This window comes from Leifsonia sp. NPDC056824 (genome assembly GCF_042789575.1).
Taxonomy (GTDB): Bacteria; Actinomycetota; Actinomycetes; order Actinomycetales; family Microbacteriaceae; genus Leifsonia.
The window spans coordinates 171,382-193,553 of record NZ_JBHUAV010000001.1 but is presented as its reverse complement, the minus strand read 5'-3'; the positions used below and the strand labels follow the sequence as shown (position 1 = coordinate 193,553).

Here is a 22,172-nt window from a genome sequence, read left to right as displayed (position 1 = left end):
AGTGCGCTCGCCGTCCATGCCCCCATCATGGCACCGCCCGCCCGGGCGGCGGCACGGGGTTCGGTTAACTGTGGAGAAACGGCCGTCCGGTCGGATCGGTGGAGGACAGCGCGCCGGGAGTGCGTCAGGGCCGCACCGACGACGGCAGCCGGTCGTTCTCGTCCTCGTACACGTTGAAGCGGTAGCCCACGTTGCGTACCGTCCCGATCAGCGACTCCAGGTCGCCGAGCTTGGCCCGCAGCCTCCGCACATGGACGTCGACCGTGCGGGTGCCGCCGAAGTAGTCGTAGCCCCACACCTCGCTCAGCAGCTGCTCGCGCGTGAACACCCGCGAGGGGTGCGTGGCGAAGAACCGCAGCAGCTCGAACTCCTTGAAGGTGAGGTCGAGCACCTTGCCGTGCGCCTTGGCCGAGTAGCTCGCCTCGTCGATGGTGATGCCCGACGCCTGGATCTTCGTCTGCGAGTGCTCCTGCGTCTGCCGGCCGATCGCCAGCCGGATGCGCGCGTCCACTTCCGCCGGGCCTGCGGTGTCGAGCAGCACGTCGTTGACGCCCCAGTCGGCGCTCACCGCGGTGAGGCCGCCCTCCGTGAGCACCAGCAGCAGCGGCACGGTGATGCCGGTCGTGGTCAGGATCTTGCACAGCGACTTCGCGCTCGCCAGGTCGCGCCGCGCGTCGACGAAGATGAGGTCGCAGGCGGGGGCGTTGACCAGGGAGGCGGGCTCGGCGGGGATCTGCCGGACGCGGTGACTGAGGAGGCCGAGAGCCGGGAGCACGTCCGCGTCGGGCGCGGACGTGAGGATCAACAGCTGCGCCACGCCGTATCCTCCTCGCCCGTCTTCGTGCCGCAATGCTACCGGAAACGCTTACGGCGGCAGATCGCGTCGTAATCGGGGGACGCGGCGGCCGCCCACTCACGGCACAATAGGGGGATGAGCGAGACGCCGTCCGATCCGGGCCTTCTCGGCCCCGCCGCCGCGGCGGGGCCGCCCCCAGAGCCGATGCCGCGCTCGATGGTCGCGCTGAGCGTCGGCGGGGTGTGGGCGCTCGCGTTCGTGCTCGGCGTGCTCATCGCCTTCCTCTCCCATCCCATCCAGTACGCGTCCTGGCTGTCGCTCGCGCTGGGCGTGTGCGTGCTCGCGTCGTTCGGAGCGCAGCTCGCCACCCAGCGCAAGGACGGCTTCGTCAACCGGCTGGCGACCACGCTGACCGGGAGTTTCGTCATCCTCGGCGTCATCGGGGGCATCCTCGGCCTCGTCACGCTCGGGCACTGATTAGACTGGCCGTATGCTCGTCGCTCTCGAACTCTTCTTCATCGGCCTGCTGGGTCTGGCCACCCTCGCCATCCTCGGTGTCTCCGGCGTGGTGGTCTACAACCTCTTCCGCGGCCAGCGCTAGGCATGATCGAGCTCCCCACCGACCTTCCGGCCGAACTCGTCCCGCTCTCCTGGCTGATCGGGGTCTGGGAGGGGAGCGGCGTGGTCGACTACGCCCTCGGCGAGGAGCACACCCAGCTCGAGTTCGGTCAGCGGGTGAGCTTCAGCCACGACGGCGAGGCCTACCTCAACTACTCCGCGACCTCGTGGGTGCTCGACGATGACCGCACCCCGCTCGCCGCGGAGACCGGCTACTGGCGGCTCAGCCGCACCCTGGTCGAGGGCGATCCGGGTCCGGCCATGCTGCCCGGTCAGGGCGCCCGGCCGTTCGGCACCGCGCAGGCGGTCGAGACCCTGCGCGCCTCCAGCGGCGGCTTCGACATCGACGTGGCGATCATCCACCCCGACGGCGTCAGCGAGGTCTACATCGGCCAGGTGAACGGCCCGCGCATCGACCTGGCGACGGACGCCGTCGTGCGCACCGCCGGCGCCAAGGAGTACAGCGCGGCGACCCGGCTCTACGGGCTGGTGGAGGGCCACCTCCTCTGGGCCTGGGACATCGCGGCGCTCGGCCAGGAGCTGCGCACGCACGCCTCCGCGCGGCTCGCCAAGGTGGACTGACGTGGACACCTCGCCCTTCCTCTCCCTCCCCGGCGCGGTGGACATCGCCGACAGCGGAGTCCCCTCGCACTACGGCAGCCCGCTCGCGGAGCAGCGCGCCCTGCTCGACGGCGCGATCGTCGACCTGTCCGACCGTGCTGTGCTGTCGATCACGGGCCCGGACCGGCTGAGCTGGCTCAACTCGTTGACCAGCCAGTCGCTGCTCGGCCTGCAGCCGGGGGAGTCCTCCGAGACGCTGCTGCTCGACGTCACCGGCCGTGTGGAGCACGCGGTGCGCCTGATCGAGGACGGCTCGACCCTGTGGCTGCTGGTCGACCGTCCGGAGGCCACCGGCCTGCTCGCCTGGCTCGACTCGATGCGCTTCATGCTGCGCGTCGAGCTGACCGACCACACCGAGACTCTCGCGACGATCGGGACGCTCGGCGAGCCTCCGCTGCCGATCGCCGCGCCGAACGCCGTCCCGCTGATCTGGCACGACCCCTGGCACGCGGTCACCCCCGGCGGCCACCAGTACGCGCGCGGCGAGCACCCCGGCGCGAGCTGGAGCTGGAGCGAACGGGTCGTGCCGCGCGACGCCCTCCCCTCGATCGTCGCCCGCGTGGAGTCCGGGGAGCTGACCGCCGCCGGCACGCTCGCGGCGGACGCCTTGCGGATCGCCGCCTGGCGCCCGCGCTTCGCCACCGAGGTGGACGAGCGCACCATCCCGCACGAGCTCGACTGGCTGCGCACGGCCGTCCACCTGACCAAGGGCTGCTACCGCGGCCAGGAGACGGTCGCCAAGGTGCACAACCTCGGCCATCCGCCCCGTCGCCTGGTGATGCTGCACCTCGACGGCTCGGAGGGCGTCCACCCCGCCCGCGGCGCCGAGGTCACGTTGGACGGCCGCGTGGTCGGCACCGTCACCTCCTCCGCCCTGCACTACGAGCTCGGCCCGATCGCGCTCGCCATCGTGAAGCGCAGCACCGACCCCGCGGCCACGCTGACCGTGGACGCCGACGGCACCCCGGTCGCCGCCGCCCAGGAGATCGTGGTCCCGCCCGAGGCCGGGGCCGAGGCCCACGTCCCCCACCTCCCACGCCTCGGCGCCGTCACCCGCACCCCCCGCCCCTAGCGCCCGCCGTCGCCAACGGAGGACATCGGCCCCGCCGCACCCCCGAATGTCAGCCACCGGAGGACATCCGCCTCCCACCGCACCCGATCTCCTCCGTTGCCCACGCCCCACCCCGGCGTCGCCAACGGAGGACATCCGCTGGCCAGCACCCGGGATCTCCTCCGTTACCCGACATTGGAGGGTGCAGCGGGGCGGATCTCCTCCGGTACCTACACGGGCGCGACGGCCTCCCACCGCACCGTGAGCTCCCCGAGCCGCCAGCGCGCACGCCCGCCGACCACCGGCCAGCCCGCATCGCGCATCCCCTGCGCCGCCGCCATCCACCGCTGCTTCGGCCCGTACGCGGTGAGCGGCGAGTGGACGCGCCAGAGCCGGTCGAGGTCCGCGAGGTAGGCGTGCACGCGCTCGCCGGGGACGTTGCGGTGGATGAGCGCCTTGGGCAGCCTTTCGGCCACGATGCTGGGCGCATCCAGCTCGCGCAGCCGCAGCGAGACGGTGAACGTCTGTGGTCCCGTCCGGTCGAGCGTGACCCAGCTCGCGATCCGGCCGAGCTCGTCGCAGGTGCCCTCCACGAGCGCGCCGCCGAGCTGCAGGCGGCCGAGCATGCGCTCCCAGGCAGGGGCGACCTCCGACTCGTCGTACTGCCGCAGCACGTTGAACGCGCGGATCACCGCCGCGTGCCGCCCCGGCACCTCGAAGCCGCCGACCGCGAAGCCCACCTTCGCCCGCGGGTCGAAGCCGGTGCTTCCGGCGCGCACGTCCTCGAGCTGCGCGAGAGCCGTGCGAACCCGGCCGGGGTCGATCTCCAGCCCCAGCACCTCGACGTCGGGTCGCACCTTCGCCAGCCGGTGCTGGAGCTCGAAGGCCGTCACCCCGCTCGCGCCGTAGCCGAGGTCGACGACCAGCGGGTCACCCGTGCGCCGCAGTTCGGGCAGCGCCGCGATCCAGCGGTCCACCCTCCGCAGCCGGTTCGTGTTCGTCGTCCCCCGGGTGACCGTGCCGACCGCCGAGCCGGCGCGGGAGGACGTGGAGGGCATGTGACAAGATTAATCGCATGCCCGCTCCTTACACTTTGATCCTCCTCCGCCACGGCAACAGCGTGTGGAACCAGCAGAACCTGTTCACCGGCTGGGTCGACGTCCGGCTCAGCGAGCAGGGCGTCGCCGAGGCCACCCGCGCCGGCGAGCTCCTCGCCGAGTCCGGCCTCCACCCCGACATCCTCTACACCTCGGTGCTGACCCGCGCGATCCAGACCGCGGACATCGCGCTCGACGTCGCCGACCGGCTCTGGATCCCGGTCGAGCGCTCCTGGCGGCTCAACGAGCGCCACTACGGTGCGCTGCAAGGTCTCGACAAGGCGGAGACCCTGGAGAAGTACGGTCCGGAGCAGTTCCAGCTCTGGCGCCGCTCCTTCGACGTACCGCCGCCGCCGCTCGACGACGACAGCGAGTGGTCGCAGGCGAACGACCCGCGCTACGCCGGTCTCGGCGACGACCTCCCGCGCACCGAGTGCCTGAAGGACGTCATCGCGCGCATGCTGCCGTACTGGGAGTCCGACATCACCGTCAGCCTCGCCGAGGGCAAGACCGTCCTGGTGACCGCGCACGGCAACTCGCTGCGCGCGCTGGTCAAGCACCTCGACGGCATCTCCGACGAGGAGATCGCCGAGCTCAACATCCCGACCGGCATTCCGCTCGTCTACAAGCTCGACGAGACCTTCGCCCCCATCGAGCCCGGCGTGTACCTCGACCCGGAGGCCGCCGCCGCCGGCGCAGCGGCCGTCGCCGCACAGGGCAAGAAGTAGGCCTCACGGCCATCCCGTCGTACGTCGTCGTCGCGTTCCTGCCGGAACGCGGCGGCGACGTCGTCGTTCCTGCGGAGTTCGCGGCGGGGGACTGGCCGCTGCACATCACCGTCGTGCCGCCGTTCCAGACCGAGCTGGAGGCGGACGCGGTCGCCGCACTGCTGCCGCACGGGCCTCGCATCCCCGTCGTCGCCGGGTCGCGCGCATCGTTCGGGCACCGCCACGCCGTGCCGGTCACACTGGTCCGGCCGTCGCCCGCCCTGCTCGCGCTGCACACCGCGTGCGTCGATGCGCTGGAGGCCGCGGGCGCCGTCATCGCCGACCAGCGCCACGTCCGCAGCGGCTACCGCCCGCACGCGAGCGACCAGCGCTCGGCCGCGCTCGCCCCCGGTCATCACGTCTCCCTGACCGAGCTCGCTCTCGTCGCGCGCACCCCCGGCTCCCGCCGCCGCGTCGCCGCGCGCGTCCCCCTCACCTGACCTCCCCGTGCGTACATGTCAGGTGTGAAATTTGACACCTGGCGACGTAGCTTATAGCTTCGATGAAGAAATACTCCGTATCTGCGGTAGTACGTTTTGTGTCGAAACAGGAGGCTTCTCATGGGCCAGATTAGCGTTACGCCGGAAGAACTGAAGCAGCAGGCTCAGGTCTACACCCGCTCGAAGGAAGAGATCGAGCAGGCGATTCAGAAGGTCAACCAGATGAACTCGACCATCGCCGATCAGTGGAAGGGCCAAGCCTTTCAGGCGTATCTCGAGCAGTACAACCAGCTGCACGAGAGTGTGAAGAAGTTCGAGGAGCTGCTGGTGAACATCAACGAGCAGCTCAACAAGTACGCCGACACCATCGCCGAGCGTGACGCGCAGGATGCGCAGAGCTTCGGCTTCTGATCGGCTCATCGGCGCGGGGCTGATCGCGTGTGCGCTCGCGGTCGGTTCGACCGTCGGCTCACCCGCAGCCCCCGCCGTCGCCGACGACTCGGACGAGGCGGGCAAGCTGAGCCTCAACACCACGGTGCTCGTCAACGAGTCGGTAGGTGCCGGGTCCTCCGGAGAGTTCCCGATTCGCAGCAGCCTGTTCTCGGACCGCCTGTCCACGCGGGCCGACCAGCAACGGGCGCGGTCCACTGAACGGCTGAGCGTCGTCGATTCCCTGAACTTCGCCGAGGCCCGATCGTCCGGTGTGCAGTATCAGTCGGTGAGAGCAGCCCTGTTCGAGGACTACTCCTCCGACGTGATCGCGTCGTCGTCAGGCGACCGCGAGGAGTCCTCTGCCCTCCTCGGTGTGATGGCCGTCGTCGTGGCGCCGCTGGTGCTGGTGGGGGGGATCGTGCTGGGTCGGCTCTGGGCGAGAAGAAGGCGGCCGGCGTCGTGATCGAGATCACCCTCGTGCATGCTCGGCGGCAGATCGATCTCCTTGTTCCCGCCGCGGTCAGGTTCGACCGGCTGAGGCAGTTGATCCGGGACGCGTTCGCCGCGAAAGGCACTCTGCTGCCGGACGATTTCTCGTTCGCGCTCGACGACAAGGCCCTCGCGGTGAGCGGGCACGACTTCATTTCCCATTTCGGGATCGGCAACGGCGATCGCCTTCAGATAGTGACGTGACTGAGTAATGCGTAGTGAGATGGACGGAACGGTTCTCGAGTTCGAAGCGAGCCCCGGCAGTCTTCGCGTGAGCGTGGACAAGAACGGCTATCAGGGTGCGTGCCTCGATGTGATCGCTCGATACGTCGACGCACACGAGACCGATACCGGGCTCGTGGTCGAATACGGTCTCGCCGACGGCGAGATCAGCTTCGGGGACGCGGTCGGTCAGGCGAAGACCCGGCTCGATCGGCTGTTGTTGGCCCAGAAGCTCGTGGCCTGCGTCCGCTATCGCGACGGCTTCCGCGTGCCGGTGATCCATCCGGACAACGTCTATCTCAACGGCGGCCTGCTGCGGGTCGTGCACTTCGGCCTACAGGGCATGCTCGCCCCTACGGTGTTCGATGAAGCCCGCTTCCTCGCCTCGCTCCGAGCGATGGTGCTGCAGGTCTTCCGCTCGAAGCTCCCCTTCGAGCACGTCCTCGACGGGGCAGCGGCTCTGCAGGACAAGTTCTCGGTCGCGGTGCGGCAGGCGACGACGACCGACGAGTTGTTCGCGTACATCGACGCGCAGCTGAAAGCCGAGCAGGCGGAGGTAGCTGCTCGCAGAGTCAGCGTTCCCAAGCGCCGGTATTCGGGCTACCGGCTCGTCGGTGCGCTCGGTCTCACGGCCGCGCTCGTCGCGGGCGTGTTCGCCTGGCAGACCGCGAGCCACAACCGACTGCAAGACGCGGTCGTCGCCGCCCAGGCGCGCTTCCTCGCGAACGACTACGGCGGTGCTCTGACGGAGCTGGAAGGCTTCGCCGCCACCTCACTCCCGGCCTCCGCGAAGTACGTGCTGGCGGTGTCGAGCATCAACCTCGATGACCTCACGGCCACGCAGAAGCAGGCGATCCTGAACACCATCTCCCAGAAGTCCGACGATGTGACCCTGAACTACTGGATCAGCATCGGCCGCGGTGAGTTCGAGCAGGCCCTCGATTACGCGCAGAATCTCGGGGACGATCAGCTGACGCTGCTCGCCTATACCGACCTGTACCAGTCCACGAAGCTGAACTCCCAGATGCCCGGCGGTGAGAAGCAGAAGCTCCTGGACGAGTACGCGAAGGCCATCGATGAGCTGACAGCCAAGCTGGAGGGCACGAGCGACGCGGCGGCGAAGGAATGAGCGTGTTCGCGACGGAGCCGCTCGCCGGCGCCCCGAGTGCGGCTCTCGACTCCCGACTCGATCCGAGCCAGCTGCTCTATCTCGTCTATGTGGTCGACGGGCGACGAGCAGTCAGACTGACGCTCACCGAGGAACACCCGTTCGTCGACCACGACGGCCACAAGTTCAGCGTGATCAACGACGCCCTGTACGTCGACGGGGAGCAGCTCAGCGCCGGGCGCAGAACGGTCGGCGCGCTCGAATGCGTGGTGGTGCCCGCCGCAGACGCTCGCACCGAGTGTTTCGTCGCCGATACGAGCGGTGATCTCGTGATCGGCGATGTGCCCTACGCCGGCATCCGGGCAGCGGGCTCGCCGCTCCTGATCCTGCAGGCGGACTCGTTGATCGTCGAAGCGCGGGGCAGGCTCGTGTTCGTCGACGACGTCGCGGTCGACGGGCAGGAGATCCGTGATCTCGAGGTCGGCACGGTGGTGCTGACGGAAGGATTCATCCTCGAGAAGCGGCCGACGCAGTTCAAGCTCACCACGTTCGCCTCGGAGGTGGAGTTCGATCACGCGAAGCTGCTGGCTCAGCCGCCGGAGCCGGAGTTCCCTGCGGACTTTCCCGACTACCGGCGGTCTCCGAAGCTGAACCTGGAGGTCGAGGAAGCCGAGTTCACGCTGCACGGGCCGGACAAGCCGAGCGCGAAGCCCAAGAACCGGCTCCTGCGGATGGTGCTGCCACCGTTCTTCATGATCGTCGCCTCCGGTCTGACGTCGATGGTCATCGGGAGCAATCCGGCGATGATGCTCGGCATGGGTCTGGCGACCCTGCTGACGGCGTCGTTCACCGTGTCGCAGTACGTCACGGAGCGGCGAGAGACCAGAGCGGCCGCACTCACGGCGGAGGAGGACTACACCCGGTATCTCGTGAGGACCGTTGCCGGTGTGTCACAGGCGTATGACGAAGAGCGCGACGTGCTGCGGTATCAGCAGCCGAGCCCGCACGAGCTCGCGGCGATGGTCGAACGGTACGACCCGAGGATGTACGAGCGTCAGCGTTTCAACAAGGACTTCTTGCGCGTCTCGCTGGGGACGTCCGATCGCCCCTCCGCGTTGACGGTGTCCTCCGATGTGAGCGAGAAGGATGCGAGCCTCGGGGCGCAGCAGGTGTCGGAGCTCGCGTCGGGGTTCCGGACCCAGCGTGACGCGCCGACTCCGATCGGCCTGGCAGGGCAGACCCTCGGGTTCGTCGGCCCTCCCGGTCGCGTCACCGACCACCTGCAGTCCGTGCTCTTCCAGACGGCGTTCTTCCACTCGTACCGCGACGTGAACTTCATCAGCCTGCTCTCGCGCGAGGCATACGCGCGGACGTGGAGCGCGTGGCGCCTGCTGCCGCATTTCAAGCTGCACGAGCTCAACATGCGGGGCCTGGTCCACAACGACAAGCTGCGCGACGTGGTGCTCAACGGCTTCTACCAGCTCCTTCAGAAGCGCAAGCAGGCCGTGAAAGACGCGGGAACGCAGCAGCCGCAGTTCTCGCCGCACTACGTGTTCACGATCTCCGACGATCGCCACCTGGCCGGTCACGGCATCAACGAGCTGCTCGCCGAGGACATGAGCGCGCTCGGCGTGACCGTGATCTGGTGCAGCGAGGACGCGAAACTCCTGCCGGAGACGGTGACGACGCTCATCCAGGCGCCGCACCAGGCGAAGGGCGAGCTCGTCACCACCGACAGCGTGTACGTCGCGACACCGTTCACACCGTACGTGTTGCCGCAGGACCTCGAGCACTCCCTCCGCAAACTCTCGAATCTGAACCATCTGGAGGTCGAGAAGAACGCGGTGCCGGAAGCGCTGAGCCTGCTGGAACAGTATGAGGTGAAGACCGTCGACGACCTGCGGATCGCGGACCGTTGGGCGAACGCCGAACCGAACAAGTCGATCTCGTCGCTGATCGGCTGGCGCGGCAGATCCGACCATGTGTACTGGGATCTGCACGAGCGCGCGCACGGCCCGCACGCGCTCGTCGGCGGCACGACCGGGTCCGGCAAGTCGGAGTTCTTGACGACCTACCTCATCGGTCTCGCGATCAACTTCTCGCCGGAAGACGTCGGCATGCTCATCATCGACTGGAAGGGCGGTGGCATCGCCAACACGCTCGACCGCCTGCCCCACTTCATGGGAGCCATCACCAACCTCGACGGCGCCGGCACCGCCAGGGCGCTGGCGAGCATCAAGGCGGAGCTCGACAAGCGACAGCGCGAGTTCGCGGTCTACGGCGTGAACAGCATCAACGCCTACATGAGCTTGTACAAGCAGCGGCATGACCCGAAGCCGGACGTGACGTATCCGACGAAGCCGCTGCCGCACCTGGTGCTGGTGTCGGACGAGTTCGCCGAGCTGAAGGCCAACGTGCCCGAGTTCCTCGACGAGCTCACCTCGGTCGCGCGTATCGGCCGGAGCCTCGGTGTGCACCTGATCCTGGCGACGCAGAAGCCCAGCGGCGTCGTGAACGACCAGATCGAGGCGAACTCGACGTCGAAGATCGCGCTGAAGATGGCAGGCGAGCAGGACTCGAACGAGCTGCTGAAGACCACGGATGCCGCGCACATCACCAACCCCGGCCGCGGCTACCTGAAGGTCGGGCAGAACGAGGTCTACGAGCTCTTCCAGAGCGGCTACGCCGGTGTGCCCTACGACCCTGACGCGCAGGTCACCGAGAAGGTGGACGAGCGCATCTACAAGATCAACGACATCGGCCAGTACGAACTCTTCTACGACCCCGACGAGGAGGTCGAACAGGGCAAAGACACGAGCGACCTGCCGTCACAGCTCGAAGCGGTCATCGACACGATCGCGAGCACCTTCGACGGCGATGGGGCACTCGCGCAGCCGGACAAGCCGTGGCTGCCGAGCCTGCCCGAGCGCATCGCCTCTCCGGAGCCGGGGGCAGGTGCCGGGGCGAGAGTTCCGCTGGGCATGCTCGACATCCCCAGCCGACAGGCGCAGGAGAGCTACGACTTCGATCTGCTGAAGGCCGGGCACACCGTGTTGTTCGGCAGCCCCGGCTACGGCAAGTCGACGGCGTTGCAGACGCTCGTCGTCAATCTCGCGAAATCGAATACGCCAGAACGGGTCCAGGTGAACCTCATCGACTTCGGGAACAACGGGCTTCTGCCCCTCAAAGACCTCCCGAACGTCGCCGATATCGTCACCCTCGAAGAGGTCGAGAAGCTCGGCAAGATGCTCGATGCGATTGCGAGCGGGCTAGTGACTCGCAAGCAGCGGTTCAAGGAGGCCGGGGTCGCGAACCTCGAGCAGTACACGGCGAAGACGAAGCAGCGCCTTCCGCTTGTGGTCAATGTGCTCGACGGGTACGACAACCTCACGGGCACCGACGCGAGAAAGGACGGAATCGACAACCTGCTTCTGCAGGTGCTGCGCGAGGGTGCAGCGCTCGGTGTGTACGTGGTGATGAGCGCGAGCCGGGTGGGCGGCGTGCGCGTGAACATGCTGAGCAACATCTCGACGAAACTGTGCCTCTACCTGAACGACGAGAGCGAGCTCGCCCAGCTCATGGGTCGAGAGCGGCTGTTGCAGGTGGACGCCCCCGGAAGAGGCCAGGCGCTTGTTGACGCGCCGACCGCGATCCAGTTCTACCTGCCAGCCGAAGGCGCGAACAGCTCCGAGACCCTCGCGGCGCTCGAAGCGCGGGTGAGGGCGCTGGACGCCGAGTGGTCGGGTGAGCGGCCGGCGAGGATTCCGATGGTGCCGCGGCAGCTCGCGCCGGAACAGCTCGGCGAGTTCGCGTCGGCGCGAGACCTCGTAGCTGTCGGTGGCGTTCCGTTGGGATTGTCGAAGGCAACGACGAATGCGCTCGGGTTCCTCCCGCGTTCGCAGCCGTATTTCCTGTTCGCCGCACGGGACGATGAACAGGAAATCCTCTTCCAGGAGGTCTTGCTCGCTCAGGGCGCGCGGGTGAAGACGGAGTTCATGATCGTTGATTTCGATGAGAGCTTCGAGGAGGCCCTGGAGGCGGCCCCGCTGCCCGCGAACTTCAGCTACATCGGCAGCAAGAATGACGCGAACCAGGTCGTCGCGGGCATCGTCGCGTATCTGAATCTCAACAAGCAGAAGGAACAGGGCGCCCACACGGTGCTGGTGGTGGCGAACCTCGCGGACTTCATCGCCAAGACCGGGGTGAAGCCAGAAGACTTCGCGCTCGCAGTGAAGAACACCTCTAAAGCAGGCCTCGATTTCGTGATCTTCAGCAGGCACGACTACATCGCCAAGTCGTTCGATCCGGTGCCGAAACTCATCCGGGAACTGAAGTTCTCTGGGCTGGTGGGAGCGAGAGCGTACGACAGCGCGCTTGTGAAGAGCATGGGGAGTTCGAACGAGCCCGAGCCGGGTATCGACGAGCCCTTCTTCGTGCTGCGCGGCGGCAGCACTTTCGAGACGATCAAGCTGCCGCAGGCGAGAGGGGCCGGGGCATGACGGACACCCCCGAGCTGCTTCCGTTGGGGACCGCCGTAACGATCGAAGACGACGACGGCATCTACGTCATCGTCGCACGAGGCTTCCAAAAACACGGCGACGGCGGGTTCCTCGCCGGCTACAAGGGAGTTCCACATCCGCAAGGGGCAGCCGCCGGGGTGCGCGAGATCGTGATCACGCACACGCAGATCACCGACGTCGTACACCGCGGGCATGAGGACGCGAAGGATGCAGTGTTCACGGAAGGGCAACTCGCGAACGCGAAAACACCGCCCGCCAAGCAGTCGCCTCCCGATGTCGAGCCGGATTTGAGAGTGGACCTCAGCAAGCCTGCCGCAGTCACCACACCCGCGCCGCTGCCTGCCGGTACTGAGGGCCCGGCGTCGACGGGGCCGGTGGCGAACACCAAAGACCCGTTCAGCGAGTTACGAAGTAAAGGAAGACGCACATGACCCAGGACCAGACCGAGACTCGATCGTTTCTCCCGCTGGGAAGCGTCGTGATTCTGAAGGGGTCGGTGAAGAAGCTCCTGATTGTCAGCCGTGGCTCGATCGTCGAGGGCGAGTTCTTCGACTACGGCGCCTTCCTGTACCCGGAAGGCCTGATCGACACGAACATCGCGTATTTCAACCGTGACGACATTCTGAAGGTCGTGTTCGAGGGGTACGCGGATGCCGACGACGAACTCGTGATCGAGATCCTGAACGACGCCCACGCCGACTACCTTCAGGACGAGGCCGGCGCGCAGTCGGCAGCCGAACCGGCTGCCGCGGTCATCAACGTCGACGACCCGTTCGCGAGTGTTCGTGATCTGGGGGATGGCGATGAGTGATGAGCAGGCGCTGGCGCGGGTGCGGGAGTTGGAAGAGGTCATCGACCGCCTCAAGAAAGCGCGAAGCAACGTGCACACCTTCAGCATCAGTACCTATGAGGACGCCGGCAGCGCGTTGTGGGCTGGTCAGAAGCGGAACGGTTTCGTGAAGCGTTTTGACACGGCGAAGTCGAACTTCGATCGGATCAGTGAGCAGATCGGGCAGGCGATCGGCGAGTGCAAGAGCAAGCAGCGAAGTCTTGCGTTTTCCATCAACCCGATAGAGCACCCGATTCTTTCGGCGCAGGCTGTCGCGATAGCCCTGAACTGAACAGATTGTTGAGGCGGTAGGTCATGGCGACAAGAAGTATTCGGGAGGGCTTCCATGAGGAGACTCGGAAGGTCTCGACACTCACCTCTCGTGTGGCGGAGACGAAAGACGGTTGGCATCGTGGGGACAACCTCGATGTCCCCGGCGCGAAGGCCGTCTCGGAGATCTACGCGGAGCTGTCCACGCTGATCGCGGGGTTCGGGGCCGTGGCGCACAAGGACGCCGGTGAGTTCGCCCGGTTCGGCGTGAATATCGAGGTGCAGGATCGTGAGGATGCGCGGTAGTGGGGGTTGTGGAGTTTTCCGCGGATTCGTGGCAGGCGTCGTCTCCGGGGTTGGGGAAGGGGCTTTCTCGTCGGGTTGAGGTGTTGAGCGAGCTGGCGCTGGGGTTGGAGGCTCTGGCTGCGTCGAACCGTATTGGCGGTGTTGGTGCGGATGCGATGCGTGCGTATATCCGCGAGGTCCAGCTCCCGGTTGTGCAGTCGTTGTTGGTGGGGGTCTCGACGTTCCAGACCGCGATCGGTGTGTATTGGGAAGGTTATGCGCAGGTTGATACGGATGGGAATTTCCGGCTGGTTCGGGATGAGTTCGACGCGCATGTGTTGCAGGTTGATGCGGGTCTGGGGCGATTGCGTGGGTTCCAGGAGGAGTTGGCGAGGATTTCTGCGGATGCGTCGCATCTGGTGGCGTTGGGTGGTGCTGGTTCGGGCGCGGTCGGTGCGACGGTGGCGGAGTTCGAGGGGATGCGTGCGATCGCCGGGTCCCAGCGCGAGACGTGGGAGGCGTACGAGGCCTCGGATGCCGGTTTCAACCAGGTCAAGGAACTGATCGGCGAGCTGAAGAGTGTTCTGAAGAACCTGGGGTCCTTGACGGTGGGGCGGGGGCGTTCCTACACGGCGGGTAGTTTCGATCTCACGCTGGAGCGTTTGGGCGAGCTGACTGCGGGGATGCTGGAGTACTGCCAAGCGAATCAGCGGGCTGCCTCCGATGGGTGGGAGGCCATGTTCTCCGGGTACGCGGCGGATGTGGCGGCGCGGGCGGAAGGGGAGCGGCGGGAGAAGGCCGGCTGGGATCTGTTGTGGGACGGGTTACAGATCGTCGCTGGTGCGTTGATCACGGTCGTCGGGTTGGGGTTGACCCCGTTCACGGGTGGGTTCTCGTTGGGGTTGACGGTGCTGGGCGGGTCGCTGCTGGTCGGCGGGGTCAACAACATGATCAACCATGCCTCGATCGCGACCACGGGTTCGGAGTTCAACCTGGTCGGGATGGCCAGTGAGGCGGTCGGGCACTGGTATGACGTGAACATCGCCCAGTCGGCGCTGGTGAAGGGCAGCGTTGGGTTGCAGTTCCTGGTCGGTGCCGGTGCTGCGGTGGGGGACATGGTTTCCGGCGGCCTGCAGGTGAACGTGAAAGAGATCGGTGGGGGCGTGTCTGCGTTGGTCTTCGACGCCGACGCCCGGGCGCGCATGGTTGACCAGTTGGGACACACCTGGGACCAGATCGTGTCGGGGGATGTGTATGTGGCGGGGTATGCGACGGCGACGGTGGCCAGCGTCCTGATCCCCGGTGTGGCGGCGGTGAAGGCCAGCAGAGCGGGCGGCTTGATCCGCGGGGCGGGGAAAGCTGACGGGCTGGTCCCGCCAGCGGTGAAACTCTCCACCCCGGGCGCGGCGACCAGCGCACTCGACTGGGCGAGAGACCGGATCGGGGCGGGCGTGACGGTCGTCAAGCGGCAGTTCACGCCAGGTTGGACACCGCACCCGGACAGACCGCTCACGCCCAGCGACGCGCTCTACGGGCATCCGGTTGCTGACCACGGTTCTCATCGCGCTTACCCGCCGGTCACGGATGTCAACCGGGCCACGTTCGACTTGGTCGCCGATCCCGGCGCTCCGTGGGGGCGCAGCCCGGAGGGGATTCCGTACAGCAAGCAGGAATACGACGTGCGGTTTACCGAGGCTGAAACAGATGCGGTCACGGGCCACCACTGGGACAGGTATCCGCCGAACGATGGCGCGGTGAGCGGCACCAGGCGCGACTATCACGATCTCGCTGCCTACGTCCGCCATCACGGCAACGCTGTAGACCGCATCGGGGAGGACACCGGGGAATATCTTGGCGTGATGAGGGGCAGGAAGCCGGACTCGTTTGAGCAACGAAGCCTCCCGGTAAACTCGCTGGAATTGCCCTACAGCTCCTATCATTTGGCCGACGATTGGCCGCCGGGCACAAAGGGCTGGACCATCGAGCACTCGGAAATTGCTGAAGGCTTTGGCAGGCCCGGCGGCGGATACCAGATACTCGTTCGAGACGAGCAAGGCAAGACTGTGAAGGTAGAAGAGCTTCTGAGAGAAGGAGTGCTAGTTCATGGAGGTGCGACCGGATGAGTATTGCGGATGCCGATATTCAAGCGATGGTGGATCGGGTCAACGTGATTGCGATACCCGCGGTTTACGCGGGTAGTTTCCGGGAGAAATTCAATGCTTGGGTGTTCGCCAGTAGTGGTGGCGAGATTCGGAACTTTCTCCGCGTTGTCGACGATCAGCTAGTGCTGTCCCAGGCACAGCGGTCCAATACCGACGAGAGCGTTGAGTTCTCTTCTCCTTCGCTGACGGACATGGAGAAGTTCCTCACGTATTACTTCTGCCGCAGGCTCCGTGGTCGTAAGCGCCTTCCGATGCTGCTGGTGGTGTCGATCCCGGTCACGGTCGATAAGGTGGCGCCGGGGTACAGGATCACAGATCCAGGGGGACCTGGGTATGAGTTGCATCACCGTGGCGACGACATCGTTCGACGCGGTAACAAGTGGGAACTTATCGAGTTTTCGCACTATGTCGCGTTGAGTCCGGATGAGATTCGTGAGTCGGCGTTGGACCCGGAGGGCAAGCCGCATTTCATGGTGGAGTCGGGCTCTCGCGGGTGATCGGGGGTTGGCTGCGTGAGATCAGGCGGGTGAGATCGCGCGCGAAAAGGGCTTTGGGGAAGCAGTCCTGGCCCGTTGAGGGGAGCCGAGCGGGCACCGTCGATGCTGATGTTCAAGCGATGGTCGATCGTGTCAACGAGGTTGCGATACCGGCTGGTTATGGCGGTAGCTTCTGGCCGGACTTTGATTGCTTAGTGTTCGCCAGTAGTGGTGGCGAGATTCGGAATTTTCTCCGGGTTGTCGACGATCAGCTTGTGCTGACGCAGGCGCAGCGGTCCAATACCGACGAGGACCTGGTGTTCTCTACTCCGCAGTTGACGGACATGGAGAAGTTCCTCACGTACTACTTCTCCGGCAGCTTGCGTGAGAAGAGGCGACTTCCGATGCTGCTGGTGGTGTCGATACCCGTCACCAAAGATAAGGTGGCGCCGGGGTTCAAGATCACAGACGCCGGAGCGCGGGACGAGCTTCACCACCGCGGTGAGAGCGTCGTTCGAGCCGGGGACTACGTAGAACTCATCGAGTTTTCGCACTATGTCGTGTTGAGTCCGGATGAGATTCGTGAATCGGCGTTGGACCCGGAGGGCAAGCCGCATTTCATGGTGGAGGCATCCTCACGCCGCTGATCGGCCAGGTCGGTCGGACGGGCACCCACTAACCGCGTCGAGGCAGTGATTCGGGGAAAACATGGGGCGTCGAGGGAGGCGGAGGCCCATTCCTCGCCGAAAGAACTGGCAAGCCGTCCGGTGGTTCAGCGGCGTCGCCCTCGTCGGCGCTTATCCGTTATGTTCGTTGACGATCTTCGTGCTTGCCAACGGAGAGCCTTACAACGGAAAGCAAGCGTATCTAGCGGTTCTCTTTCTCGCCGCGGCGGGGATTCTCGTCAGTTGGATTCCGCATTTCTCGTGATCGACGACGGATACTTGCCCGCTTTCACTCACGAACAGAACACGGCCGCGTTGTTCTGGTACCTCGTGACGATGATGACGCTCTGCGGGCTACTCGTCACCGTGGCCCCGATCCTCCCGCTGGTCGACGGATACGACTTCACCACCGAAGTCCCGTTCCCTGGGGCAAAGTACGGGGTTGCCCGGCTGCCGCTCTGGATCGCCGCCCCGTTGTGGTGGGCCCTCGCTGCGGTGCTGTTCGTTCGCACCGGGCGGGGCCTGTGGCAGCGCCTGACTCGATGAGCCGGCGCGTACGGAGTTCACGGTAGGCCGGAATCACGCCTTCTTCCCCCTGCGGATCGCGCCGCCGACCGCCATCAGGGACCCTCCCACGAGCAATCCGCCGGCGAATACGATCAGCCATTTCGGGTCGAGCGCGCTCGTCGCGTCGGCGGCCACCGAGGCGACGGACGGGAGTTCGGGTGTCACGTTCTTGGCGTCGATCGGGGCCGAGAAGAAGGAGTAGATGTTGCCGGTGTCGACGCCCGGTGTTCTCGTGTTTGCGAGGACGGTCGCGAAGTTGGCGTAGTACGCCTGGTTCTCTGCGAGCCCGGTGTTCCCGGTGGACAGCAGCCTGTCGACTCCGTTGCGCACCTTCTCGGCGCCGGTCGACGTGGTGGTCGAGTTCTGCAGGAGCGCGTCGAACAGGCTGGAGTTGTCGGGCACCGTCGTGGAGCTGGTGGCGAGCCGGTTGCTGGTCTCCGCCGACTGAGTGATGAACGCGGTGATGTTGTTGTGGAGGTCATCACTGGTGTCGATATAGACCCCGGTGCTGTCCGGGGTGTACGCCTTCCAGTCGTGGACCTCGAGGCTGTTGACCGTGCCCGGAGTCAGCGCGGCGCCTTTCACGAAGTCGAGTGCGGCGGCGTACCAGGCGTCCAGGTTCGTCAGCTCCGGCTCGAACAGCGGCGAAGGCACGCCGCTGTGGTCGAGGGAGTCCCTGGTCGCCTCGAGCGCCTGGATCTCGTCGTGCAGGGACTGGAGGATCTCGGGGGCGACCGGCGCGGCCGGGGGAGCCGGGGGAGCGGGCGGCGCCGGCAGCGGCGGCTCACCGGGAACGGTCGGCTCCGTTGGAGGGCTCAGCAGCAGTTCGATGGCTCGCAGATTGCCGATTCTCTGGTCGAGGTCGTCGAACACCGTTTTCATAGCGAGAGCGTGGTCCGCGGAGTGCTGCGTGATCGCCTGCCGGAGCTCGGCGACCCTGCTCTGCAGATGCGGCGGAACGACGCCCTCCGGGTCAGCGCACGGCGCAGGCGCGTCGGAGGCGTCCAGCCCACTCAGCGTGCACAGCGTGCCGGTTCTGAACCACTCGAACTGAGCGGTGTAGAAATCGCGGTCGGACTCGGCTTGATCGGCGATGCCCCGGTTGCTGTTGTCGGCGTTGAGCTGTGCGATCTCGCGTTGCCGCTCCGCATACTCGTCGATCCCGGGCAGCTGGCCGGAAAGCGCATCGCTGCTGCTGGTGAGCAGGTCCGCGACCGACTTCGTGAAGGAGCTCTGGGCTTGGAGGGCGGACGCGTTGACGTCCTTCAGGCCGGTGGCGGTCGAGATGAGGCTCTGGAAATTCGGCATCGTCGTCGCGAACGGCTCGTGCACATCCGAGGCGAGCGTCGCGATGAGGGCCTTCTGGATGCCGAGCGCGGCGCTCATGTGCCCGTCCGCCTCGGCGATGTTGTCGGCGAGCGAGGCGTAATACATGGTGACCACGCTCCGGTTGAAGTCGTGCACGATGCCGCGGATCCTGCTCTCCAGGAGGCGGTCCGCGCTGTCGTCCGGCTGGTGCCGCAGCCGGAACTCGACGGTCGCCTTCGTCGGGCTGGTCTCCTGGAGCGTCAGGATGTCGTGCGTGAACGACCGCGGGATGAACAGGACGGCGTCGACGGAGCCGTCCTTGTACGCCTTCTCCGCCACGGGCCGGGAGACCACGGTCCAGTTGTATTCGGAGTCTTTGGAGATCCGGTCCAGGAAGGAGGTGCCGAACGCGTATTCCTCGTGGTTGAACTCGGCGGCGAGGTCCTCGTTCACCAGCCCCACGGTCGGCCGGAAGTCGCCGACGCGATGAGCGGCGTCGTCGTTCAGTACCAGGAAGCCGGCGACGAGCGCTGCCAGCAACAGGGGCACGGACAGGATCCGTGCCAGCTTCGATCCGCGCTTGCCCGTCGACCCGCCCGCCATGTGCACCTCTCCCCACGAGATCGCTGTTTGCTGGTCCCATCATAATGCGTCTGAAATCTGAGCCCAGATATCCAAGCGTTTCGGAGGGCAAACAAAACCGCCGGGTACGCGACGATTCGCGTACCCGGCGGTGTGTGTCGAGAGGGGGTCAGCCCGCGAGTTCGGGAGCCCAGTCGCCGGTGGCGAGGTACTGGACCTTCTTGGCGATGGAGACCGCGTGGTCGGCGAAGCGCTCGTGGTAGCGACTCGCGAGCGTGGCGTCGACGGTGTCGACGGCCTGGCCCTTCCAGGTCTCGCCGAGCACCTTGTCGAACACGCTGGCGTGCAGCTCGTCGATGTCGTCGTCGTCGTTGCGGATCTCGTCCGCGATCCGCATGTCCTGGGTGCGCAGCAGCTCGGCGAGCTTCTCGGCGATCTGCACGTCGAGCCGGCCCATCTCGGAGAACGTCCCGCGAAGGCTCTTCGGCACCACCTTGTCCGGGAAGCGGTAGCGGGCGAGCTGGGCGATGTGCTCGGCCATGTCGCCCATCCGCTCGAGGGAGGCGCTGATGCGCAGCGCGCTCACGACGATGCGGAGGTCGCGGGCGACCGGCTGCTGGCGGGCGAGGATCTGGATCGAGAGCTCGTCGAGCAGCACCGTCAGCTCGTCGATGCGGTGGTCGTTGGCGATCACCTCTTCGGCGAGTGACACGTCCGACTCGTTGAACGCCTCCGTGGCGCTGCGGATCGAGCGGACGACAAGCTCGGCGATCTCGACCAACCGGTCTTGGACGTCGGCCAGCTCCTGCTGGAAAACTTCGCGCATGGGATGAGGTCCTTCCTGGGCGTGCGCGCGCACGCGGGATACAGGGGTCGACTGACCCCGTTCAGCATGGTCGCTTCGGGAGGTTAACGGACGGTGCCGTAGGGCTGAACACTGTCTAACGTACCCGCGAAAACACGCGGCGCAGAGCCTCATCGGTCGCGGCGCGTCCTCGCGCATCACCTACGATTCGAGTATGGACTCCGCCTGGTTGGTGCTGCTCTCGCTGGGGCTGGGGCTGGCTGTCGGCGCGGGGTTCGTCTGGATCCTCCACATCGCAGCCCGCCGCGGGGACCACGCGGCCGCGGTGTCCAACCCGGCGGTGCCGGACGGCGTCGACCAGGTGCTCGACGCGATGGAGTCCGCCGGCGTCGTCATCGACCCGTCGAACAACGTCATCAAAGCATCCCCCGGCGCGCATGCGATCGGCCTGGTCTGGAACGGCGCGCTCGTCCACCCGCACCTCGTGGCACTGGTCGACCGGGTGCGCCGCACCGGCGAGCCGATCACGGAGGAGTGCGAGCTCGCGCGCGGACCGTTCGGCGACGCCAACATCCACCTGAGCGTGCGCGTGGCCCGGCTGGGCTCCCGGTACATCCTGCTGCTGGCGGAGGACCGGACCGAATCGTTCCGGCTGGATTCCGTGCGACGCGACTTCGTGGCCAACATCAGCCACGAGCTGAAGACCCCGATCGGCGCCGTCGGTCTCCTGGCCGAGGCCCTGGACGACGCCTCGGACGACCCGGACCAGGTTCGCCGGTTCGCGCTGCGGCTGAGCGAGGAGGCCTCCCGGCTCGCCAGGATTACCCAGGACATCATCGAGCTGAGCCGCCTCCAAGCTGCAGACGCTCTCGGCGACGCCGAGCAGCTCTCGGCCAAGAAGGTCGTCCGAGCCGCGATCGACCAGAACAAGGTCGCGGCCGAGTCCCGTCAGATCGAGATCGCGATGCGCGGCGAGAAGGACGCGACCGTGCTCGGCAACGAGGCGCTGCTGGTCACCGCCGTCCACAACCTCATCTCGAACGCGATCCAGTACTCGCCGGAGGACTCCCGGATCGGGATCGGCGTGCGCACGGTCGACGGCGTCGTCGAGATCGCCGTCACCGACCAGGGCGAGGGCATCCCGGAGGAGGACCTCGACCGCGTGTTCGAGCGCTTCTTCCGGGTGGACCAGGCCCGCTCCCGCAACACCGGGGGCACCGGGCTCGGGCTCTCGATCGTCAAGCACGCCGTGCAGAACCACGGCGGCGAGGTCCGGGTCTGGTCGCAGCCCGGGCGCGGCTCCACCTTCACCATCCGGCTGCCAGAGGCCGCCGCCGTCCGTCCCCCGATTGGAGAGAACCTGTGACAGCCATCCTGCTCGTCGAGGATGAGGCCGCGCTCAGCGAGCCGCTCGCGTACCTGCTCAAGCGTGAGGGCTACGAGGTGACCGTCGCCGAAGACGGCCCGACGGCCCTCGCGGAGTTCGACCGCGGCAGCGCCGACCTGGTGCTGCTCGACCTCATGCTCCCCGGCATCCCCGGCACCGAGGTATGCCGTGAGATCCGGACGCGCTCCAACGTCCCGATCATCATGCTGACCGCCAAGGACTCCGAGGTGGACATCGTGGTCGGCCTCGAGCTCGGCGCGGACGACTACGTCACCAAGCCGTACTCCTCCCGCGAGCTGCTGGCCCGCATCCGCGCGGTGCTCCGCCGGCGGGTGGACGAGGCGGAGCTGGAGGACGACGGCATCCTGGAGGCCGGATCGGTTCGCATGGACGTCGACCGGCACACGGTCGCGGTCAAGGGCGACGAGATCTCCATGCCGCTGAAGGAATTCGAGCTGCTGGAGCTGCTGCTCCGCAACGCCGGACGCGTGCTCACCCGCGGTCAGCTCATCGACCGGGTGTGGGGGAGCGACTACTTCGGCGACACCAAGACGCTGGACGTGCACATCAAGCGCATCCGCTCACGCATCGAGGAGAGCCCGTCCGAGCCGCAGATGCTGGTCACGGTGCGCGGGCTCGGGTACCGCTTCAACGCCTGACGGCGCCAACGACGAA

24 protein-coding genes are annotated in these 22,172 nt (G+C 66.6%); 20 read left to right on the top strand and 4 right to left on the bottom strand.

All coding sequences use genetic code 11. The features are described 5' to 3' along the window. Positions 1–124: 124 nt before the first annotated feature. Positions 125–817: a DNA-binding response regulator gene (locus ACFRFH_RS01015; RefSeq protein WP_382461170.1), complete on the bottom strand. Its 693-nt coding sequence runs from the start codon at positions 815–817 to the stop codon at positions 125–127. 114 nt (positions 818–931) lie between these two features. Here ACFRFH_RS01015 and ACFRFH_RS01010 point away from each other — a divergent pair, with 114 nt between their 5' ends. The 3 genes from ACFRFH_RS01010 (at position 932) to ACFRFH_RS01000 (ending at position 3,107) form a co-directional block, all read left to right on the top strand. Beyond that, positions 932–1,273, top strand: coding sequence for a hypothetical protein (locus ACFRFH_RS01010; RefSeq protein WP_382461169.1), 342 nt, complete (start codon positions 932–934; stop codon positions 1,271–1,273). 126 nt (positions 1,274–1,399) lie between these two features. Continuing rightward, entirely contained in the window at positions 1,400–1,996 is a 597-nt protein-coding gene (locus ACFRFH_RS01005; RefSeq protein WP_382461168.1) for an FABP family protein, read from the top strand. A 1-nt stretch (position 1,997) separates the two neighbouring features. Next, positions 1,998–3,107 (top strand): YgfZ/GcvT domain-containing protein, encoded by a 1,110-nt coding sequence (locus ACFRFH_RS01000; protein WP_382461167.1) that lies wholly within the window; start codon positions 1,998–2,000, stop codon positions 3,105–3,107. Positions 3,108–3,316: 209 nt separating this feature from the next. On the opposite strand, the gene ACFRFH_RS00995 is transcribed toward ACFRFH_RS01000, so the two are convergent. Continuing rightward, complete coding sequence (locus ACFRFH_RS00995; protein ID WP_382461166.1) at positions 3,317–4,144, bottom strand: class I SAM-dependent methyltransferase; 828 nt, start codon at positions 4,142–4,144, stop codon at positions 3,317–3,319. A gap of 17 nt (positions 4,145–4,161) precedes the next feature. Here ACFRFH_RS00995 and ACFRFH_RS00990 point away from each other — a divergent pair, with 17 nt between their 5' ends. The 15 genes from ACFRFH_RS00990 (at position 4,162) to ACFRFH_RS00920 (ending at position 17,394) form a co-directional block, all read left to right on the top strand. Continuing rightward, entirely contained in the window at positions 4,162–4,911 is a 750-nt protein-coding gene (locus ACFRFH_RS00990; protein WP_382461165.1) for a phosphoglyceromutase, read from the top strand. Positions 4,912–4,922: 11 nt separating this feature from the next. Continuing rightward, on the top strand, positions 4,923–5,390 hold the full coding sequence (locus ACFRFH_RS00985; RefSeq protein WP_382462712.1) for a 2'-5' RNA ligase family protein: 468 nt from the start codon (positions 4,923–4,925) through the stop codon (positions 5,388–5,390). Between the two features lie 120 nt (positions 5,391–5,510). Next, complete coding sequence (locus ACFRFH_RS00980) at positions 5,511–5,801, top strand: WXG100 family type VII secretion target (RefSeq protein ID WP_369962389.1); 291 nt, start codon at positions 5,511–5,513, stop codon at positions 5,799–5,801. Then, a complete protein-coding gene (locus ACFRFH_RS00975) occupies positions 5,779–6,285 on the top strand; it encodes a hypothetical protein (RefSeq protein WP_382461164.1) in 507 nt (168 codons plus the stop codon). Before ACFRFH_RS00980 ends, ACFRFH_RS00975 begins: the two co-directional genes overlap by 23 nt. After that, a complete protein-coding gene (locus tag ACFRFH_RS00970) occupies positions 6,282–6,515 on the top strand; it encodes a hypothetical protein (protein ID WP_382461163.1) in 234 nt (77 codons plus the stop codon). The genes ACFRFH_RS00975 and ACFRFH_RS00970 overlap by 4 nt, the downstream gene beginning before the upstream one ends. Before the next feature lie 19 nt (positions 6,516–6,534). After that, positions 6,535–7,662: a type VII secretion protein EssB gene (essB, locus tag ACFRFH_RS00965; RefSeq protein WP_382461162.1), complete on the top strand. Its 1,128-nt coding sequence runs from the start codon at positions 6,535–6,537 to the stop codon at positions 7,660–7,662. 2 nt (positions 7,663–7,664) lie between these two features. Next, the gene (essC, locus tag ACFRFH_RS00960; protein ID WP_382461161.1) at positions 7,665–12,140 is read left to right on the top strand and encodes a type VII secretion protein EssC; all 4,476 of its coding nucleotides are present in this window, start codon (positions 7,665–7,667) and stop codon (positions 12,138–12,140) included. Continuing rightward, positions 12,137–12,592 carry a DUF4176 domain-containing protein gene (locus ACFRFH_RS00955; RefSeq protein ID WP_382461160.1) on the top strand — a complete coding sequence of 152 codons (456 nt, stop codon included), beginning with the start codon at positions 12,137–12,139 and terminating at the stop codon, positions 12,590–12,592. The genes essC and ACFRFH_RS00955 overlap by 4 nt, the downstream gene beginning before the upstream one ends. Then, on the top strand, positions 12,589–12,972 hold the full coding sequence (locus ACFRFH_RS00950; RefSeq protein WP_382461159.1) for a DUF4176 domain-containing protein: 384 nt from the start codon (positions 12,589–12,591) through the stop codon (positions 12,970–12,972). The genes ACFRFH_RS00955 and ACFRFH_RS00950 overlap by 4 nt, the downstream gene beginning before the upstream one ends. After that, positions 12,965–13,282, top strand: a complete 318-nt coding sequence (locus ACFRFH_RS00945; RefSeq protein WP_382461158.1) for a hypothetical protein — start codon at positions 12,965–12,967, stop codon at positions 13,280–13,282. The genes ACFRFH_RS00950 and ACFRFH_RS00945 overlap by 8 nt, the downstream gene beginning before the upstream one ends. A gap of 92 nt (positions 13,283–13,374) precedes the next feature. Continuing rightward, positions 13,375–13,566, top strand: coding sequence for a hypothetical protein (locus ACFRFH_RS00940; protein WP_382461157.1), 192 nt, complete (start codon positions 13,375–13,377; stop codon positions 13,564–13,566). A gap of 83 nt (positions 13,567–13,649) precedes the next feature. Beyond that, positions 13,650–15,668, top strand: a complete 2,019-nt coding sequence (locus ACFRFH_RS00935) for a glycohydrolase toxin TNT-related protein (RefSeq protein WP_382461156.1) — start codon at positions 13,650–13,652, stop codon at positions 15,666–15,668. Next, a complete protein-coding gene (locus ACFRFH_RS00930) occupies positions 15,665–16,204 on the top strand; it encodes an Imm61 family immunity protein (protein WP_382461155.1) in 540 nt (179 codons plus the stop codon). The genes ACFRFH_RS00935 and ACFRFH_RS00930 overlap by 4 nt, the downstream gene beginning before the upstream one ends. Positions 16,205–16,323: 119 nt before the next feature. Then, on the top strand, positions 16,324–16,830 hold the full coding sequence (locus tag ACFRFH_RS00925; RefSeq protein WP_382461154.1) for an Imm61 family immunity protein: 507 nt from the start codon (positions 16,324–16,326) through the stop codon (positions 16,828–16,830). A 279-nt stretch (positions 16,831–17,109) separates the two neighbouring features. Further along, positions 17,110–17,394 (top strand): hypothetical protein, encoded by a 285-nt coding sequence (locus tag ACFRFH_RS00920; protein ID WP_382461153.1) that lies wholly within the window; start codon positions 17,110–17,112, stop codon positions 17,392–17,394. Positions 17,395–17,427: 33 nt separating this feature from the next. Here ACFRFH_RS00920 and ACFRFH_RS00915 read toward each other — a convergent pair whose 3' ends face one another. Together ACFRFH_RS00915 and phoU are read right to left on the bottom strand one after the other, a co-directional pair. After that, on the bottom strand, positions 17,428–19,272 hold the full coding sequence (locus ACFRFH_RS00915) for a hypothetical protein (protein ID WP_382461152.1): 1,845 nt from the start codon (positions 19,270–19,272) through the stop codon (positions 17,428–17,430). 202 nt (positions 19,273–19,474) lie between these two features. Further along, positions 19,475–20,131, bottom strand: coding sequence for a phosphate signaling complex protein PhoU (gene phoU / locus ACFRFH_RS00910; protein ID WP_382461151.1), 657 nt, complete (start codon positions 20,129–20,131; stop codon positions 19,475–19,477). Between the two features lie 193 nt (positions 20,132–20,324). Between phoU and ACFRFH_RS00905 the strand changes: the two genes are divergently transcribed. After that, positions 20,325–21,476, top strand: a complete 1,152-nt coding sequence (locus tag ACFRFH_RS00905) for a sensor histidine kinase (protein WP_382461150.1) — start codon at positions 20,325–20,327, stop codon at positions 21,474–21,476. Next, a complete protein-coding gene (locus ACFRFH_RS00900) occupies positions 21,473–22,156 on the top strand; it encodes a response regulator (RefSeq protein WP_382461149.1) in 684 nt (227 codons plus the stop codon). The genes ACFRFH_RS00905 and ACFRFH_RS00900 overlap by 4 nt, the downstream gene beginning before the upstream one ends. The last annotated feature ends 16 nt before the right edge of the window (positions 22,157–22,172 follow it).

Bases quoted from the DNA above. Each gene is read 5' to 3' on its own strand.
- ACFRFH_RS01010 (WP_382461169.1), top strand. From the start codon at position 932: ATGAGCGAGACGCCGTCCGATCCGGGCCTTCTCGGCCCCGCCGCCGCG.
- ACFRFH_RS00930 (WP_382461155.1), top strand. From the start codon at position 15,665: ATGAGTATTGCGGATGCCGATATTCAAGCGATGGTGGATCGGGTCAAC.
- ACFRFH_RS00980 (WP_369962389.1), top strand. From the start codon at position 5,511: ATGGGCCAGATTAGCGTTACGCCGGAAGAACTGAAGCAGCAGGCTCAG.
- ACFRFH_RS00925 (WP_382461154.1), top strand. From the start codon at position 16,324: ATGGTCGATCGTGTCAACGAGGTTGCGATACCGGCTGGTTATGGCGGT.
- ACFRFH_RS00975 (WP_382461164.1), top strand. From the start codon at position 5,779: ATGCGCAGAGCTTCGGCTTCTGATCGGCTCATCGGCGCGGGGCTGATC.
- ACFRFH_RS00905 (WP_382461150.1), top strand. From the start codon at position 20,325: ATGGACTCCGCCTGGTTGGTGCTGCTCTCGCTGGGGCTGGGGCTGGCT.
- ACFRFH_RS00995 (WP_382461166.1), bottom strand. From the start codon at position 4,144: ATGCCCTCCACGTCCTCCCGCGCCGGCTCGGCGGTCGGCACGGTCACC.
- ACFRFH_RS00950 (WP_382461159.1), top strand. From the start codon at position 12,589: ATGACCCAGGACCAGACCGAGACTCGATCGTTTCTCCCGCTGGGAAGC.
- ACFRFH_RS00955 (WP_382461160.1), top strand. From the start codon at position 12,137: ATGACGGACACCCCCGAGCTGCTTCCGTTGGGGACCGCCGTAACGATC.
- phoU (WP_382461151.1), bottom strand. From the start codon at position 20,131: ATGCGCGAAGTTTTCCAGCAGGAGCTGGCCGACGTCCAAGACCGGTTG.
- essB (WP_382461162.1), top strand. From the start codon at position 6,535: ATGGACGGAACGGTTCTCGAGTTCGAAGCGAGCCCCGGCAGTCTTCGC.
- ACFRFH_RS00990 (WP_382461165.1), top strand. From the start codon at position 4,162: ATGCCCGCTCCTTACACTTTGATCCTCCTCCGCCACGGCAACAGCGTG.
- ACFRFH_RS00945 (WP_382461158.1), top strand. From the start codon at position 12,965: ATGAGTGATGAGCAGGCGCTGGCGCGGGTGCGGGAGTTGGAAGAGGTC.
- ACFRFH_RS01005 (WP_382461168.1), top strand. From the start codon at position 1,400: ATGATCGAGCTCCCCACCGACCTTCCGGCCGAACTCGTCCCGCTCTCC.